Source organism: Halocynthiibacter sp. SDUM655004 (assembly GCF_026015885.1).
Classification (GTDB): domain Bacteria; phylum Pseudomonadota; class Alphaproteobacteria; order Rhodobacterales; family Rhodobacteraceae; genus Falsihalocynthiibacter; species Falsihalocynthiibacter halioticoli.
Genome location: NZ_JAPDUG010000001.1, coordinates 459,971 through 476,815 on the forward strand (window position 1 = coordinate 459,971; position 16,845 = coordinate 476,815).

A 16,845-nucleotide genomic window follows, 5' to 3' on the forward strand; every position below is an offset into this window, starting at 1 on the left:
GGGAAGTTAGATGCGCTCGCCTTGATCATTCTCAATTAGAAGGAATTTTGTCAGTTTTTTGTGACTGTTATTCTCGAATCGAAAAAGCGACCCCGAATTGGGGCCGCTTTTGTTTTTGTAGTTGAATATCAGGCTCTTGCAACACGAGGGCGCGAGACAACAGGCCAAACCATCCTAACAAAGAGTGACAGACTGACACACCAGAGTACGCCGGAGCCAAGAATAGCCATTTGAGCTAACTCTCCTCCAAGTTGACTGCCGATCCAACGCAAGAGAGCCGAAAAAGGAAGAATCGCATAGGCAACGCTTACGCCGGGCGTTGCGATAAGTTCGCGCCCGGTATGCCCTAAGGATGCGCGGCTCATCACTGCGAGTGTCATGCCGCCGACGGCGCCAATCGCCAACACATGCAATGCGCCGACTTCGCTTCCGAGTCCCGTGCGTGACAGACCATAAAGGAAGTAGCCGAGCGCCAGCATGCCGTAAGCGAGATGGAGGCTCCAGATGATTGGATTGTGGCGTGTCCAATCGCTCCGCCATCCTGATAGGCGTAGCATTTGCGCGATGCCTGCAATGATCGCAACAAAGCCTACAAGCATATCCGGCGCGGAAAGAAGGATAACTATCGGCAATAAGACCGCACTTGCAGCCCCTGCAATCTCGAAGGGTTTGCGCGAAACGGGCAAGTTGCTTTCAATGCCGAGTTTACGCATGGCGTTGCGTGTGAATGCTGGCGTTACGCGTCCGCCCAGAATCGCGATCATCGCACAGATACCCATCATGCCCGCTCGCAATCCTGCATATGCGTCGCCCCAGCTGAACCCCATCCAGTCAAGGTGAACCCGAAGGTTGCCGAACCAGATCAGGGCAAGCAAAACAAGAAACATGAGGTTTGCCGGTTTGGGGTTGCGCATGAGTTGATGGGCAATGTTCGCGCCCATGACGGGAATGAATAACAGGTCAATGGCCGCCAACACGTAAGGATTAAGTACGCCCGCAAAAAACATTGCCACGCGACCGGCAAACCAGATTACAGCCAATAAGGTCACGAATGAGGCAGGCGCCATCTTGCCCTTCGTCCAGTTGGGAACGGCCGTTAAGAAGAAGCCGCCAAGAGCAGCGGTCCCGTATCCGAAGATCATCTCGTGGGAGTGCCACGCAGATATCGACATGTCGCCCGGAAGAACCAACGGGGCGTTAGGCATTGCAAGCGACACCGTCCAAAGCGCGATAACGACAAAGCCGAAAATACCTGCTGCGAGGAAAAAGAACCGAAATCCCTCGGTAAAGAGCTGACGAAACTGCGACATGATTGGAACCTGATCAATAATGAAATCTATGGCGCAGTATCTGCTCCCCGGTTGCAAGAACCTTGACCGAAATCAAAGCAATCCACGCGAAACGGAAATAAAACCCAACACAACCTAGGAAAATGAGCGCGCTATGAGCACCGACACCAGCAGAATTTGGCCACTTTGGAAATTTGCCGTGGTCTTTTATCCGTTTGCTTCAACTGCGGCGGCGATCAATATCTTTATGGTGTTCTTGTTGCTTCAGGCACTGGGCATCGTGGCGATTTCGCCCGTGGTCGCGCTTATCTTTGGGCTGGTCACGGGGCCGTATTTTAGCTGGCTCGCGGCCAAATGGATACGCGGCCTTATCATGGAAGCAGAGCGCAAACCTGGTTAGCGGCTCAATTCCTGCTCTAACCGCTGTTTTGCTATGGCTTCGTTCTTTTCGTCGCGGGTCTTTTCGAATAGCGACTCTTCGACATAATCCAAATGCGCGGTCGTCGCTTGCCGCGCTGCCTCTGGGTCACGGTTCTGAATGGCGCTATTGATGGCGCGGTGCTGCTCAAGGATAGTGTCGCGTGTTGTGCGTTGCTTGAACATGACCTGCCGATTGTAAAACACACCTTCACGCAGTAGCGCATACATCGCCCGCATCATGTGAAGCATCACAGTATTGTGGCTCGCCTCGATGATTGCGAGGTGAAACTCCGCATCAAGCGCGGCTTCTTCTGTTGGGTTGCGCTTTGAGTGGGCCGCTTCCATCTTGCGGAAAATCGCGTCAATCACCTTGAGGTCTGTCTCCGACCCGTTGCCCGCGGCGCGCTCTGCGGCGAGCCCCTCCATATCCCGTCTGAACGAAACGTAATCGAAAAACGCATCATCATGGCGGCCGAAAAGCTGGACCAAAGCGCTGGAGAAAGCGCTTCCAAGACTTTCGGAAACGTAGATTCCGGCCCCCGCCTTGCTTGTCAGAAGGCCCGCATCCTGCAACTCTGAAATTGCTTCGCGCAAGGATGGGCGCGATACACCCATGCGCTCTGCCAATTCGCGCTCCGCAGGGAGCCTTTCGCCGGGCCTAAGAATCCCGCGCAGGATAAGCCGCTCAATCTGAACGACAACGGATTGCGAAAGTTTTTCGGATTGGACTTTTTGAAATGGCATCGGCGGTTGCCCCTCTGGAATTGGTAAAAATATATGACCAGTGAGGGGAGAGGACAACCGTAAACCTGACGCGCCGCCTTAGAGCGCATCAGGAAATAGCTTCGTAAACTTGTTAGGCGTTAGGCCGGATAACGATTTCAACACGGCGGTTCTGGGCGCGGCCTTCTTCGTTGAGGTTGCTGGCAACGGGCTGGTCTTCACCATAGCCAACCGCCGAAATGCGTCCCGGTGCAACGCCATCAGATTGCAATATCCGCGATACCGCGGAAGCGCGTTCCTGTGAGAGAGTCAGGTTGTAATCCGCCGCGCCGACGTTGTCTGTGTGGCCCGCAATTAGAACGGTAGAGTCCGGATAATTCCGCAGGTTAGCAGACAGTGCGCCAAGATCGCCATAGAGCGAAGATTTCACAACCGAGCTATCAGTATCAAACAAGATTCCTTGCGGCATCAGAACGATAAGTTCGTTGCCAGTGTTGGTTACGGTGATTTCGTCATTCGCCAAGGAGGCTTCAAGCTCGCGTTTTTGTTTATCAAGCTGTTGCCCGACCAAACCACCAACAACTGCACCCGCAACTGCGCCTGCTGCAATGCTTGTTGCGTCTTTGCTTCCGATTGTGGAGCCGATCAAACCACCAAGAGCCGCGCCAAGCGCGACGCCACCGGTTGTCTTTGGGTTGGCCGCCGGCTGGCCCGTGATGTATGCGGGATCAGTACAGCCAGCAAGTGCCGCAACGGCCGCACCTGCAAGTGTGAGTTGAATCTTTTTTTGCATTATTTCTGCCTTTTGTCTGCTCTGGCTGAATTACAGCAGAAAAGTTGCAAAAGTGAAAGAATGCAAACTTATTTCTCGGCGAAGTGATGCCATATGTTGGAAATTAACGGGCGACTTTGCTGCTTTGCCCCTCATTGAGGGCGGTTTCATAAGCCAGCATCGCCCGTTTGACGGGCAATCCCCAATGGTATCCACCCAGCCCGCCGGATTTGCGCAATGCGCGATGGCAGGGGATGATCCAACTCACCGGATTTCGTCCAACGGCTGTACCAACGGCGCGAACGGCCTTTGGGCTGCCGACACGTGTGGCGATTTCGGAATATGTGGTGACGTGGCCGGATGGAATATTAAGCAGCGCCTCCCAGACTTTGATCTGAAATGGCGCGCCGAGCAGGTGTAGGTTTGCTGTTCCGTTTTGTTGGAAGGCGGCCTCGACCCATGCTGAAATGCGTTCCGGAGCTTCGCGCAGGACGGCGTTAGGCCAACGGCTTGCAAGGTCTGCGAAGGTCTCGTCGCGCGGGATTTCATCGGCGAACCCAAGGCCGCAAAGCCCCTTGTCCGTTCCCATTGCGAGGCAATCCCCAAAGGGGCTTTCAAACCACCCCCAGTAAACAGTTAGCCCGTCACCTTTGCGCGCAAATTCACCGGGGCTCATTGCTTCCCATTTGATGAAAAGGTCGTGCAGGCGCCCGCTTCCTGAAAGGCCGACTTCATTCACGACATCGAGGGTTGTGAACCGCTTTTGCAGCAACGCCTTTGCGTGGCCGAGCGTAAGGTATTGCTGATAGCGTTTTGGAGAAACACCGACCCAAGCTGAGAACACCCGTTGCAAATGCGCGGGGCTCATCCCGACCTCTCGCGCCAGATCGTCCAGCGCGAGGGGGGTACCTCCGGCGGCATCAACAGCCTCAATCGCGCGTTTAATGACGCCGTAATGATAGCTGGTTTCGATGTCGATCTTGGTCATTTGCAGCTCCTTTGCTCACAGAATAGGCAAATGCCGCAGAACGTCGATCCATTTCTTGCGCAATTCTGTCTGTTCTGTCCTTGCCCGTTTGGGCACAAACATGCATACCCTGCGCCCATGGCAAAACAGATGACCTATCACCAGATCGTCGAGATATTTGAGCGATTTCAAGAGGCGGAGCCGGAGCCGAAGGGCGAGTTGGATCACACCAACGCCTATACGCTTGTGGTGGCTGTTGCTCTTTCGGCGCAAGCGACGGATGTGGGCGTCAACAAGGCCACAAAAGAGCTGTTCAAGATCGCCGACACGCCGCAGAAAATGCTCGACCTTGGTCTTGAGGGGCTGACTGAGCATATCAAGACAATTGGCCTTTACCGCCAAAAGGCTAAAAACGTCATCCGCATGAGCGAAATTCTGGTGAACGATTACGGCGGAGAAGTTCCTTCGTCGCGGGCCGCACTAGAGTCGCTGCCCGGTGTTGGGCGCAAAACCGCGAATGTTGTTTTGAATATGTGGTGGCATCTCCCGACCCAAGCGGTTGATACGCATATTTTCCGTTTCGGGAACCGTTCTGGTGTCGCTCCGGGCAAAGACGTTGTGGCCGTCGAGCGCGCAATCGAAGACAACATCCCCGCTGAATTCCAGCGCCATGCACATCACTGGATGATTCTGCATGGGCGCTATACCTGCAAAGCCCGTAAACCGATGTGCGGCACCTGCCTTATTCGGGACCTTTGCGCTTTCGAGGACAAAATCTATGACTAAACAATACAAAACCGTCGGCATCGGAAACGCGATTGTCGATGTGATCTCGCACGCAAACGACAGTTTCCTCGATATCATGGGTATCGAGAAGGGCATCATGCAGTTGGTGGAGCGCGAACGCGCCGAAGTCCTTTACGCTGCTATGGAAGATCGCGTTCAAACTCCGGGCGGCTCGGTTGCAAATACGCTGGCGGGGCTTGGTGCTCTTGGCCTCAAGACAGCATTCATCGGGCGGGTACACAACGACGCGCTTGGCCGTTTCTATGCCGATGAACTTACCAAAGGCGGGACGGATTTCGTCAATGATCCTGTAGCTGACCAAAACATGCCAACATCACGTTCTATGATTTTTGTGTCCGAAGATGGCGAACGCTCGATGAATACATACCTCGGCATTTCAGCGGACCTTGGTCCTGATGATGTCTCGGAAGAGGTTGTTGCCGATACGGAGCTGCTGTTCCTTGAAGGTTATCTCTTTGACAAACCCAAGGGGAAAGAAGCATTCGAGCTTGCCGCGAAAACCTGTCAGCAGGCGGGCGGCAAAGCGGGTATCGCGCTGTCGGACCCTTTCTGCGTGACGCGCCATCGTGAGGATTTCCGTCGTCTATCGCGTGAGTTGGATTTCGTGCTGGGCAACGAGCAAGAGTGGCTTGAGCTTTACCAAACCGATGATCTGGAATCGGCGCTTCGCCATGCGGTTCAGGAGTGCGGGTTGGTGGCGTGCACCCGTTCTGGTTCCGAAGTTGTTGTGCTTCACAAAGAAGATCAGGCTGTGATTCCGGTAAATCGCGTGGTGCCAGTGGATGCAACCGGCGCGGGCGATCAATTTGCCGCCGGGTTCCTTTATGGCATCGCAACCGGACAGAGCCTCGACGTCGCTGGTAAAATGGGTTGTATCGCCGCCGCTGAGGTCATCAGCCATGTTGGCCCACGGCCACAAGAAGACGTAAAGGCGCTCTTTTCCGCAGCAGGTCTTTAGGCCGCTTTCCCTTTCGCGAATTGCCGTTACACTGCGCACTCGTGAGGAGAAGCGCGGGGAGGCGATATGCACGTTTTGATAATTGGTGCGGCCGGAATGGTCGGCCGCAAGCTGGTCGATCGATTGGTGGCAGACGGTGGCCCCGCAGGGGCGGAGCTCACCAAACTTACGTTGGCCGATGTCGTGCGCCCAGAATTTCCAGCGGCTTTTGCCGGAGATGTAAGCACGCTCGAGGTCGATATTGCGGACCCAGCAACGGCCCCGCGGTTGGTGCAGGAACGACCAGATGTGATATTTCACCTTGCCGCGGTTGTCTCGGGTGAGGCGGAAGAGAATTTCGACAAGGGCTATGCGATAAATCTCGAAGGGTTTCAGCATCTCTTGCACGCGATTGAGCGGCAATCGATTGAGGCTCCATATGTGCCGCGCCTGGTCTTTACGTCATCGATCGCTGTTTTTGGCGCGCCTTTCCCTGATGTGATTGGTGATGATTTCCTCATGGCACCACTAACAAGCTATGGGACGCAAAAAGCGGTTTGTGAGCTGCTGCTGAATGACTTCTCGCGCAAAGGGCTGGTTGATGGCGTTGGTATCCGTTTGCCGACGATCTGTATCCGCCCAGGAAAACCGAACCTCGCGGCGAGTGGTTTCTTCTCTAACATTTTGCGCGAACCATTGGTGGGACAAGAAGCCATTCTTCCTGTCGATCGCGACGTCATGCATTGGCACGCCAGCCCTCGCGCGGCGGTCGGGTTTCTGCTTCATGCAGCAGCAATCGACACGGGGCCGCTTGGCGGGCGGCGGTGTTTGAGCATGCCGGGCGTTGCGGCGACGGTGCAGGAACAGATCGACGCGCTTGAACGCGTTGCAGGGACCAAAGCGACTCGGCTGATCAAATACCAGCCAGACGAAAAGATTGCGCGTATTGTTGCAGGATGGCCCCGCGCATTTGATCCGCAACGCGCGTTGGCGCTCGGGTTTGAAGCCGAGAGTAATTTTGATGAGATCATCCAAGCCCATATCGAAGATGAACTTGGCGGCAAGATCGCTTGATGCTGTTACACGCTGCGCTGTGACAGAAGCTCGTGAAAACGCGCAGGGCCAATGTTTGAGCCACACGCCACAAGCGCCACGTTTTTGCCTGCAAGATGCTCGTGCAATGGTCCGGTTGCCGCTGCTGTCGTCGCTGCACAAGCGGGTTCAGCCACGATTTTCAGCCCATCATAAAGCAGCCCCATCGCGTTGATGAGCGCCTGATCGTCAACGCATATCATCTGGTCAACATGGTCTTTGGCGAGCGAAAATGAGTAGGACTGTGCTGAAGGCGCACCAAGGCTGTCAGCGATTGTTTGTACCTTTTCGATGGCTTGCGGTGTGCCTTCGGCAAAGCTCCTGGTCATCGTGTCCGCGCCAAACGGCTCTACTCCGATTACTTCACAGGATGGGTTGATGAGCTTAACAGCACGCGAAATGCCGCTGATCAAGCCGCCGCCACCTACTGGGACGACAACCGCGTCGAGCTCGGTGATATCTTGCATAATCTCGAGCCCGCAGGTCGCGGCTCCGAGTGTCATATATGGGCTTTCAAACGGATGTAGCGCCGTGGCTCCTTTCGCCGCGAGCTCTTCCATGCGCGCCACGCCCGTAGCTATATCTTCAGCAAGCTCAACCTCCGCGCCAAGCGAACGGCATCCTTCGATGCGGGCGGGATCGGTGGCTTTGGGCATGATGACTCGGGCGCGGATGCCGAATTTTTTCGCACCATAAGCAACAGCGAGGGCATGATTGCCGCCGCTCACCGCTACAAAGCCAGCCTCTTTTTCTTTGCTACTTGCGGCCATGATGGCCAGTAACACACCGCGCGCCTTAAATGTCCCGGTTTCCTGAAACAATTCAAGCTTGGTAGAAACCTTTGCCCCATTGGGAAGGGCAGGGATGCGGTCGTGGCTCAGGCGCACGACTGGTGTGCGGATGATCTGGCCAGCGAGAATTTCGCTTGCTGCTTTGATTTCGTCGAGCGTTGGGGCGTTTGGCATATTATTGACCGAGCTTTGCATGGATTTCGTCAAGGTCGATTTCACCCGTCGGCATTTTGTTTGCGGGGTTCTCGAAATCATATTTGAACAGGCGGAAATCGCGTTTGTAGATCTCAAACATTAGATGCATCGACAGGTCGTCGAAATAATCTTCAACCGGATGCAAACGTTTGGGGCCGTGGCCTTCGCTCTCATTAAAACGCGGAATTTCGGCAAGATTGACGGCATGTGGCGTTTCGATTGCGTCGATCACCCGCTGCATCCCTTCGTTAAAGTTTTCGGTGTGGACAATGGCGTCGTACTGCCCACCATTCTGAATCAACGTTGAGACATGCCCAGATGTGGCAGACCAATGAATGTCCGGATCCATCGGTCGACGCCAGCGAATGGTGTCCCGTGCAAAAAGCAGGAAACGGCGGAAGCTCTTGATTTGGTCAAATTCAAACCCTGTGTCTGGGCTGCCAACTTCGATCCCGTACTTCTGGGCCAGCAGAGGCACCAAATTGCCGCGATAGCGTTTGCCGTTGCGCTGGATACCGCAAATCTTGTCAAAGAAAGACGAAAGGATGCGCGTGTAAGGGTTGCGCACACAGGTAAAGGTATAGCTCTTGTGAGTGGTGATATTCGTTTCGATCAGCGCTTGGCTATCTTCGAACGCCCATTTGTGCATGCCGCTGGTTGCGTCATGAATGTCACCGTCGAAAAATTCGCCATTGTCAGAGTAATACATGATCTGACCAATGGTTGAGCAGGCGCATTTAGGCACCACGCGATACACGACGCTCTCGCTCTCGGTCATCCAGACACCGGGAAAGCCCATATGAAAATGCCTCCGTAAACTCTCGGCGTTTGCCAACACACCGAGATTAATTTCGCTTATGAGATCAAAGAAATGCTGTTTATTCAACGTCTCTTGGCGTTAAACAGGAAAACAATCAAGACTTTCGCATGCGCAGGTTCGCAATATGGCAAAAATAGCCTTCATACTTTTATGTCATAAAGACCCGGATGCCATTATCCAGCAGGCTCTCCAGCTTACGGCGGCTGGCGATTATATGGCGATCCATTTTGATGCAAGCGCCAGCTCAGAGGCATATCAACAGCTTCGCTCGGCGCTCGATGGAAATCCGAATGTCGTTTTTGCAAAGAAGCGGATCAAATGTGGCTGGGGCGAATGGTCTTTGGTGCAAGCTACGCTTAATGCCATCGAAAGCGCCACGGTGGCCTTTCCGCGCGCGACCCATTTTTACATGCTGTCAGGCGACTGTATGGCGATTAAATCCGCCGCCTATGTCCATACCTATCTTGATGATCGGGATGCGGACTTCATTGAATGCTATGATTTTTTCGAAAGCGACTGGATCAAAACGGGCCTCAAAGAAGACAGGCTTCTCTACCGCCATTTTCTCAATGAGCGGAACAACAAACGGGCATTCTATGCCTGTTTGGATCTTCAAAAGAAGCTGGGACTTAAGCGCGAAATTCCGGCCGATATACAGGTGCAGATCGGGAGCCAGTGGTGGTGTCTGAGGCGGCGGACCATCGAGTGGATTCTCGACTTCACCCGCCAGCGCAAAGACGTCATGCGGTTTTTCAAAACAACATGGATTCCGGACGAAACCTTTTTCCAAACGCTTGTGCGGCATTTGGTGCCTGCCCAAGAAATCGAATGTCGAACGCTGACGTTCCTGATGTTCTCAGATTACGGCATGCCCGTTACGTTTTATAACGATCACTACGACATGCTGCTCGGGCAGGATTTCTTGTTCGCACGTAAAATTAGCCCCGAAGCTGATGAGCTCAAAAAACGCCTTGGGGCGCTTTATGCGAGCGAGCGGGAGGATTTCATTGTCTCGAACGAGGGGCAGAATCTCTTTCGTTTCCTGACAGGGCGTGGGCGCGAAGGGCGGCGGTTTGCGCCTCGGTTCTGGGAGTCTGAGGCAACACTCGGGCGCGGTCGGGAATTGATGATCATCGCGTGCAAAAAATGGCACGTGGCGAAGCGGCTGGCCGAAAGCATCCGCAATAGCACCAACTACCCTGTTGTCGATTATCTCTTTAACGAAGAGCATACCCCCCTGCCGGATATTGGCGGCATCCAAGCGTCGCTTGAAAAACGTACCCGCCATCGGCGCGCGCTGACGCGGATGTTGTTTGATTACTATGAAACCGATCGCATGGTGATCTGTATGGATACGAGTAACATTGAACTCATCCATGATTTCTATGCCGACCGCAGCAAAACAAAGCTGCTCGAGATCGAGTGTAGCTTTTCCGAGGACTACTTACATGGGCACGCCATCAGAGTAGGGCTTCTTGGAGAGCAGGCAGCAGAGGAGACTTTTGCACGATTACTTCCCACAATCCGGCAAGATATTCACCACGAAGTTGACCGCATTCGCGATGAGGAATTCGCCGATCACTATCGGCTTCGAGAGGACGCCTTGCCCGAAGCAAACGCGCAAGCGTTGTCGGATTTCCTTGATATCCCGATGGAACGCGCTCTAGATATTGCCAAAACCGAACACTTGTTTGTCGACTAACAAACAAAACCGCAAGAAGGAGCCTAACCATGGCATACGCATACGATCCTGAAAATATTTTTGCCAAAATCCTGCGCGGTGAGATTCCAAGCACTAAGGTTACTGAAACAGAGCATAGCTTTGCGTTTCGCGATATCACCCCACAGGCGCCCGACCATGTGTTGGTAATTCCGAAAGGGCCATACGTTTGCTTTGACCACTTCGCGCTTGAGGCAAGCGACGCCGAAATTATTGACTTCAACCGTACGGTTGGCGAGATTTGCAAAGAGCTTGGCGTGCAACCAGGCGAGGGTGGCAATGGCTATCGTCTAATTGCGAACTCGGGCGAGGCCGCCGTGCAAGAGGTACCGCACATGCACGTGCATATTCTTGCAGGACGTCCGCTTGGTCGGATGCTCAACCCAGCTTAAACAAATCAGGAGCCGGATTTGCTGCTTGTGAGGCTCACGAAAACCTCCTCAAGGTCCGGCTCTTCGCTTCTGACATCCTTGATCGTTACATTCTCGCGGCTCAGCGCGCCAAAAATGCTGTTGGCGCTGGTTGTGCCGCTTGAATAGGTGAAGGCAAGGCTTCCGTCGGCGCGTTTTTCCAGCTCTGTACCTGCGGGTGCGGCAAGGCCGGTTACTTCGGTCTCGGGTGTGATCACCAAAGTCTTGCGATCGAGCCGCCCTAGGAGAGCGGGTGTCTTATCCTGAACGATAACCTCGCCGTGGTTGATAATGGCGATCTCGTCACACATATCCTCGGCCTCTTCGAGGTAATGTGTTGTCAGGATGATCGTCACGCCCTGTTCATTCAGCTTGCGTACGTTATCCCAAAGCATCTGGCGGATTTCGATATCGACGCCCGCTGTTGGCTCGTCCAGAACCAGAACATCAGGATGATGCACCAGTGCTTTGCCCAAGAGGAGCCTGCGGCGCATCCCGCCAGAGAGCGTGCGCGCATAGGCATCCGCTTTGTCGGTGAGGCCGATCATAGCGAGGATCTCATCGCTTGTTCGTTTCGACTTTGGAATGCCATAAAGACCCGCCTGAACTTCAAGCGCCTCGCGTGGCGAAAAGAAGGGATCGACGTTTAATTCCTGTGGCATCACCCCTATTGAAGCGCGGGAATGGCGCGGGTTGGTGTCTTGATCAAAGCCACAGATGTTGATCTGCCCTTCGGTTTTCGTAACCAAACCCGCGAGGATATTGATCAATGTCGATTTCCCCGCGCCGTTGGGGCCGAGTAGTCCAAAAATGCTTCCCTTTGGAATCGCCAGATCAATTCCCTTGAGCGCTGTTTTCGGAGGTTGGTTGCCATGTGCGGCATAGGTCTTTTTAAGACCGGAAATTTCGATGGCATTCTCAACCATTTGGCGCTCTTTCGTCGGGTTTTCGATCTTGCCCCTATGGCGTGGATCGCTATCATGCGCCAGACTTAAGCCCGAAGCGCGCCTTCGACAAGCCATACGGAGCCACTATGACAATTGAAGCCCCCGAAACCGAGATCGTTGAGAAATCCCGCGTTGCCTGTGATGGCGGCGAAGGAGCACTTGGCCATCCGCGCGTGTGGCTGAGTATTCCCGAGGAGAGTGGCTTTGTCGAATGTGGCTATTGCGACAAGAAATTCATTCTCAAAGGTGGCCCTGCAGACTCCTAAACCCGCCTGTTTCGGGTGGCGTAGCGCGGTCAAACATGTAAAACTTTTCCGGCATTGAATTCGGGAAGGGCGTAGCATGGGTTTGGCTTTTGGCAAGGGGTGTCATCTTCACCTCATTGATGGTTCGGCATTCATCTTTCGCGCCTACCACGCGCTGCCGCCGCTGACCCGCAAATCCGATGGCCTGCCGATTGGTGCAGTGGCCGGATTTTGTAACATGCTGTTCAAGCAGGTCGAGGACAACAAAGGCCCCGACGCGCCCACGCACGTTGCAGTAATCTTTGACCATTCCGGAAAATCCTTCCGCAACGACATCTACGACAAATACAAAGCCAACCGCCCGCCAGCGCCAGAAGACCTGCGTCCGCAGTTCCCGCTCACGCGTGATGCCACACGGGCCTTTAACATTGCCTGTATCGAGATCGAAAATTTCGAGGCCGATGACATTATCGCCACGCTCGCCCGTCAAGCCGATGAGGCCGGTGGGCGTTGTACAATTATTTCAAGCGACAAGGATATGATGCAGCTTGTAGGCGGCGGCGTTGAAATGCTCGACGTTATGAAAAACCGCCGCATTGACCGCGAGGGTGTTGAGGAGAAATTCGGTGTCGGGCCCGAACGAGTTGTTGATGTTCAGGCGCTCGCAGGGGATTCGGTTGATAACGTCCCTGGGGCGCCGGGAATTGGGATCAAGACAGCCGCGCTTTTGATTAACGAGTATGGCGACCTTGAAACGTTGCTGGACCGCGCCGAAGAGATCAAACAGCCCAAGCGCCGTCAGACCCTGATTGATAATCGCGAGTTGATCGAAGTTTCCAAACGGCTTGTGAAGCTCGATACGCATATGGACCTCGATTTCACCCTTGATGATTTTGAGGTGAGGGAGCCTGAGCCAGAGGCGCTCCTTGGCTTCCTTTCCGAGATGGAGTTCCGCACGCTCACCAAGCGCATTGCCGATAATCTTGGCGTTGAGCCGCCCGCGCCCAAAGAGGTTGCCGAAACCGAAGAGGCGCAACCGGTTGAGGCCATTCCGTTTGAGCCCGAAAGCTATGAGTGCGTCTCTGATGCGGCCGCGCTTGAGCGTTGGATTGACAAAATATATGGGCGTGGTTGGGTTGCGGTTGATACAGAAACAACCGGCCTGAACGAGATGACCGCTGATCTCGTTGGTATTTCGCTGTGTGTCGAAGCAGGAGAGGCCTGCTATATTCCGCTCGCGCACCGTGCCAATGCTGGCGATGACCTCTTTGCAGATGATACGCTCGCAGATGGTCAGATGCAGATGGAGAATTGCCTCGACCTCCTGCGGCCGATGCTTCAAGACCCGTCGATCTTGAAAATCGGCCAAAATATGAAGTACGACGCCAAAATTTTTGCGCGCTACGGTGTCAATGTTGCTCCGATTGATGACACGATGTTGATGTCATATGCGATGAATGCAGGCGTGCATAATCATGGCATGGATACGCTTTCGCAGCGCTATCTTGATCATACGCCGATCCCGATTAAATCGCTCTTGGGAACAGGCAAATCCGCGATTACTTTTGACAAGGTTCCGGTGGAGGAGGCCGTGAAATATGCGGCCGAGGATGCGGATATCACTCTGCGCCTTTGGCAGCTGTTCAAACCGCAGCTTCACCGCAAGAAGGTCACCACCGTCTATGAAACGCTAGAACGTCCGTTGGTGCCGGTTTTGGCCGAGATGGAGATGAATGGCATCAAGGTTGACCGCGATACCCTTAGCCGAATGTCCAACGCCTTTGCCCAGAAAATGGCGGGTCTTGAGGCGGAGATTCACGAGATGGCGGGTGAGACGTTTAATGTCGGCTCTCCGAAGCAGCTTGGTGAAATCCTTTTTGACAAGATGGGCATTGAAGGCGGCAAGAAGGGGAAAACCGGCGCATATGCAACTGGCGCGGATATCCTCGAAGACCTCGCGGCGGAGGGCCATGATTTGCCCGCGCGTGTTCTGGATTGGCGGCAGTTGAGCAAGCTCAAGTCAACTTATACTGACGCCCTTCAAACTCACATCAACCCTGATACGGGGCGGGTTCATACGTCTTATTCCATCGCGGGCGCCAACACAGGGCGATTGGCTTCGACCGATCCGAACCTGCAAAACATCCCGATCCGTACCGAAGAAGGCCGCCGTATCCGTGAGGCGTTTGTCGCTGATGAAGGAAAGCGCCTGATTAGCCTCGACTATAGCCAGATCGAGCTTCGGATTTTGGCGCATATCGCGGGTATCGAAACGCTTCAGCAGGCGTTCAAGGATGGCCACGACATCCACGCGATGACCGCAAGCGAGATGTTTGACGTGCCGCTTGACGAAATGACACCCGATATTCGCCGACAGGCTAAGGGTATCAACTTTGGTGTGATTTACGGCATTTCTGGTTTTGGCTTGGCGCGCAACTTGCGTATTCCGCGCAAAGAAGCGCAAGGGTTCATTGATCGCTATTTCGAGCGTTTCCCTGGCATTCGCGCCTATATGGACGAAACCGTGAAGTTCGCCAAAGAGAACACCTATGTTCAAACGCTCTTTGGCCGCAAAATCAACACGCCGGAAATCAATGCCAAGGGACCGCACGCCGGTTTTGCCAAACGCGCCGCGATCAATGCGCCCATTCAGGGGACCGCCGCCGATGTGATCCGCCGCGCCATGATCCGTATGCCAGATGCAATTAACGGCCTTCCGGCCAAGATGTTGCTACAGGTTCATGACGAACTGATTTTCGAAGTGGATGAAGCGGCTGTCGATGACACGATCAAAGTTGTGCGCGATGTGATGGAAAGCGCCTCGCTTCCAGCGGTCAAACTTGATGTGCCACTTTTGGTTGATGCAGGGCAGGGCGCGAATTGGGCCGAGGCGCATTAAGCTAGGTTGCCGAGCTAAGGCGACGGCTTACATTTTTCAATGCGGTAGAAATCCGCCATGGTCTTGCCGCGCTCCGTTTCAAACGGGGCGCCCTCGGTTAGGTATAAAATGCGATCAAGTCGGAACATCCGAAAATCATTCCGAAGTTCGCACCATCCGACCAACGTCCAGACCCGCCCCCAAAACCACAACCCGAGCGGGCGAACAACTCGGGTGCTTCGGGTGCCATCGGCGGTTTCATAGAGCATTTCGAGTTTCGCGCGAGTGTTAACGGCGGCTTCAATCCGGTCGATCTGAGCGCGCTCTTCGTCAGTAAACCAGAACGGATTGGGCGCGAAAATTTGAACGTTCTCCGCTTCTTTCCGCGCGTCATCTGGCAAGACCGCTTCGATTTTGGCAAGGGCTTCTTCTGCAGCCAACGCCATCGATGCGCCGCCCCATGCGCGCAGCATGCGTGCCCCTGCGACAAGTGCGGTGATCTCTTGGGTGTTGAACATCAGGGGCGGTAGGTCATACCCCTCGCGCATTAGGTATCCGACGCCAGCTTCGCCATCAATCGGGACGCCGGAGCCGATGAGGTCGGCAATATCGCGGTAAATCGTGCGCTCGCTGACCTCAAGTCGTTCGGCCAAGACGTGTGCCGTAAGTAGCCGACCGCCCCGCAGATACTGCACAATCTGAAAAAGGCGGTCGGCGCGTCTCATTAGGCGGCCAATTCAAAGATGCCGATGGAATTGCCGTCTGGGTCGAGCATGTATTGGAAACGCCCCGATGGAATCGTCACCGGTTCGCCAACAATTTCACCACCAGCGTCAAAAGCGCGTGCGACTGTGGCTTCCAGATTATCCGGCGCATTGAGGTGGATAGTCCCGCCTGTTCCTTTCTCGGCTGGTTTCCCCACGTAGATGTGGCCCGAAGAGTCTGTGTCCCCCTCATGAGGGAAAAAGGCGATCTCTCCGCCATCGAACTCTGTTGGCTCGAGTTTGGTGTTGAATACAGCGCTATAGAACTTCACGCCTTTGTTCAGATCAGTCACAGGGATTTCGCACCATACGAGGGCATTTGTTACGGTATCAGACATTTGAATTATCCTTTGTTGAAATTTCCGATACCCATGTTCTGACATACCCCTCCTGACAGCATAGTGTCAGGAGCGTTTCGCGAAATACAGGTTTTTCAAATGTCTTTTGATGGCATAATCGGGAAGAATGTGCCGGAAGACCACAGCCCGAACCAGCTTTTCCCTTCAACATCATGGTGTTGGCCAAGATCAATCAGCCGATAGAAGCTCTTGCGGTCTATCAGCGCCTCAAGGTTGGCGCGGACAAGGATGTAGGGCGATGGCTCTTTTGTGTCAGGATCAAAGGACACGCGGATCGGATTTTCGGCGCTCGCCACAACCGTATCGCCTACATGGGTTTCAAAGGTCAAAACTTGTGCCTCTCCATCGCCTTCGGCGTTGAAATCAATCGCCACGAAGGGCGCATCATCAACTTGAATCCCGACCTTCTCAACGGGGGTCACAAGGAAGTAATCATCCCCATCTTTGCGGATGATCGAGGAAAATAGCCGCACAAGCCCCGCGCGGCCAATTGGGGTCCCGAGGTAGAACCATGTTCCATCCCGCGCGATCCTCATGTCGAGGTCTCCACAAAACGGTGGATTCCAGAGATGAACTGGCGCGGGCCCCTTTTTCGTTGCGGCGCGCGCAGCCGTTTCAAGCGACGCAGCAGTGGCTTTAGGCGCGTCCGATGACGCAGATTTCACAATCTTTTCATCTGGTTTTGCTTTTGTCATTTGTACACCACCGC

The 16,845-nt window shown here is 54.2% G+C and carries 18 protein-coding genes; 8 read left to right on the plus strand and 10 right to left on the minus strand.

Going from position 1 to position 16,845, the window contains the following annotated elements:
* Positions 1-128 precede the first annotated feature (128 nt).
* The gene (locus N9C89_RS02295; RefSeq protein WP_263952223.1) at positions 129-1,310 is read right to left on the minus strand and encodes an NnrS family protein; all 1,182 of its coding nucleotides are present in this window, start codon (positions 1,308-1,310) and stop codon (positions 129-131) included.
* Between the two features lie 133 nt (positions 1,311-1,443).
* On the opposite strand from N9C89_RS02295, the gene N9C89_RS02300 reads away from it, so the two are divergent.
* Entirely contained in the window at positions 1,444-1,689 is a 246-nt protein-coding gene (locus N9C89_RS02300; RefSeq protein WP_263952224.1) for a hypothetical protein, read from the plus strand.
* On the opposite strand, the gene N9C89_RS02305 is transcribed toward N9C89_RS02300, so the two are convergent.
* The 3 genes from N9C89_RS02305 to N9C89_RS02320 all read right to left on the minus strand — a co-directional run bounded on the left by N9C89_RS02305 (position 1,686) and on the right by N9C89_RS02320 (position 4,192).
* Positions 1,686-2,453, minus strand: coding sequence for a FadR/GntR family transcriptional regulator (locus N9C89_RS02305; protein WP_263952225.1), 768 nt, complete (start codon positions 2,451-2,453; stop codon positions 1,686-1,688). The two genes, N9C89_RS02300 and N9C89_RS02305, sit on opposite strands and share 4 nt — an antisense overlap.
* Before the next feature lie 112 nt (positions 2,454-2,565).
* Complete coding sequence (locus tag N9C89_RS16145; protein ID WP_317134920.1) at positions 2,566-3,225, minus strand: OmpA family protein; 660 nt, start codon at positions 3,223-3,225, stop codon at positions 2,566-2,568.
* Between the two features lie 103 nt (positions 3,226-3,328).
* Positions 3,329-4,192: a bifunctional helix-turn-helix domain-containing protein/methylated-DNA--[protein]-cysteine S-methyltransferase gene (locus N9C89_RS02320; protein ID WP_263952226.1), complete on the minus strand. Its 864-nt coding sequence runs from the start codon at positions 4,190-4,192 to the stop codon at positions 3,329-3,331.
* Between the two features lie 117 nt (positions 4,193-4,309).
* On the opposite strand from N9C89_RS02320, the gene nth reads away from it, so the two are divergent.
* The 3 genes from nth (at position 4,310) to denD (ending at position 6,989) form a co-directional block, all read left to right on the plus strand.
* On the plus strand, positions 4,310-4,957 hold the full coding sequence (gene nth / locus N9C89_RS02325) for an endonuclease III (protein ID WP_263953266.1): 648 nt from the start codon (positions 4,310-4,312) through the stop codon (positions 4,955-4,957).
* A complete protein-coding gene (locus tag N9C89_RS02330) occupies positions 4,950-5,936 on the plus strand; it encodes an adenosine kinase (protein WP_263952227.1) in 987 nt (328 codons plus the stop codon). Before nth ends, N9C89_RS02330 begins: the two co-directional genes overlap by 8 nt.
* A gap of 66 nt (positions 5,937-6,002) precedes the next feature.
* Complete coding sequence (denD, locus tag N9C89_RS02335; RefSeq protein WP_263952228.1) at positions 6,003-6,989, plus strand: D-erythronate dehydrogenase; 987 nt, start codon at positions 6,003-6,005, stop codon at positions 6,987-6,989.
* 5 nt (positions 6,990-6,994) lie between these two features.
* On the opposite strand, the gene N9C89_RS02340 is transcribed toward denD, so the two are convergent.
* Together N9C89_RS02340 and N9C89_RS02345 are read right to left on the minus strand one after the other, a co-directional pair.
* Entirely contained in the window at positions 6,995-7,972 is a 978-nt protein-coding gene (locus N9C89_RS02340) for a threonine/serine dehydratase (protein WP_263952229.1), read from the minus strand.
* Between the two features lies 1 nt (position 7,973).
* Positions 7,974-8,792, minus strand: coding sequence for a sulfotransferase family protein (locus N9C89_RS02345; protein ID WP_263952230.1), 819 nt, complete (start codon positions 8,790-8,792; stop codon positions 7,974-7,976).
* 145 nt (positions 8,793-8,937) lie between these two features.
* On the opposite strand from N9C89_RS02345, the gene N9C89_RS02350 reads away from it, so the two are divergent.
* Positions 8,938-10,515, plus strand: coding sequence for a beta-1,6-N-acetylglucosaminyltransferase (locus N9C89_RS02350; RefSeq protein WP_263952231.1), 1,578 nt, complete (start codon positions 8,938-8,940; stop codon positions 10,513-10,515).
* A gap of 29 nt (positions 10,516-10,544) precedes the next feature.
* Positions 10,545-10,925, plus strand: coding sequence for an HIT domain-containing protein (locus N9C89_RS02355; RefSeq protein ID WP_263952232.1), 381 nt, complete (start codon positions 10,545-10,547; stop codon positions 10,923-10,925).
* Positions 10,926-10,930: 5 nt separating this feature from the next.
* Here N9C89_RS02355 and N9C89_RS02360 read toward each other — a convergent pair whose 3' ends face one another.
* Positions 10,931-11,869 carry an ABC transporter ATP-binding protein gene (locus tag N9C89_RS02360; protein WP_263952233.1) on the minus strand — a complete coding sequence of 313 codons (939 nt, stop codon included), beginning with the start codon at positions 11,867-11,869 and terminating at the stop codon, positions 10,931-10,933.
* A 107-nt stretch (positions 11,870-11,976) separates the two neighbouring features.
* Here N9C89_RS02360 and N9C89_RS02365 point away from each other — a divergent pair, with 107 nt between their 5' ends.
* Entirely contained in the window at positions 11,977-12,156 is a 180-nt protein-coding gene (locus tag N9C89_RS02365; RefSeq protein WP_263952234.1) for a zinc-finger domain-containing protein, read from the plus strand.
* A 76-nt stretch (positions 12,157-12,232) separates the two neighbouring features.
* Entirely contained in the window at positions 12,233-15,034 is a 2,802-nt protein-coding gene (polA, locus tag N9C89_RS02370; protein ID WP_263952235.1) for a DNA polymerase I, read from the plus strand.
* A 14-nt stretch (positions 15,035-15,048) separates the two neighbouring features.
* On the opposite strand, the gene N9C89_RS02375 is transcribed toward polA, so the two are convergent.
* From N9C89_RS02375 to N9C89_RS02385, 3 genes are all read right to left on the minus strand, one after another.
* Positions 15,049-15,738: a helix-turn-helix transcriptional regulator gene (locus N9C89_RS02375; RefSeq protein ID WP_263952236.1), complete on the minus strand. Its 690-nt coding sequence runs from the start codon at positions 15,736-15,738 to the stop codon at positions 15,049-15,051.
* Positions 15,738-16,115, minus strand: coding sequence for a VOC family protein (locus tag N9C89_RS02380; RefSeq protein ID WP_263952237.1), 378 nt, complete (start codon positions 16,113-16,115; stop codon positions 15,738-15,740). The genes N9C89_RS02375 and N9C89_RS02380 overlap by 1 nt, the downstream gene beginning before the upstream one ends.
* Positions 16,116-16,210: 95 nt before the next feature.
* Positions 16,211-16,831, minus strand: a complete 621-nt coding sequence (locus tag N9C89_RS02385; RefSeq protein WP_263952238.1) for a DUF1285 domain-containing protein — start codon at positions 16,829-16,831, stop codon at positions 16,211-16,213.
* Between the last annotated feature and the right edge of the window lie 14 nt (positions 16,832-16,845).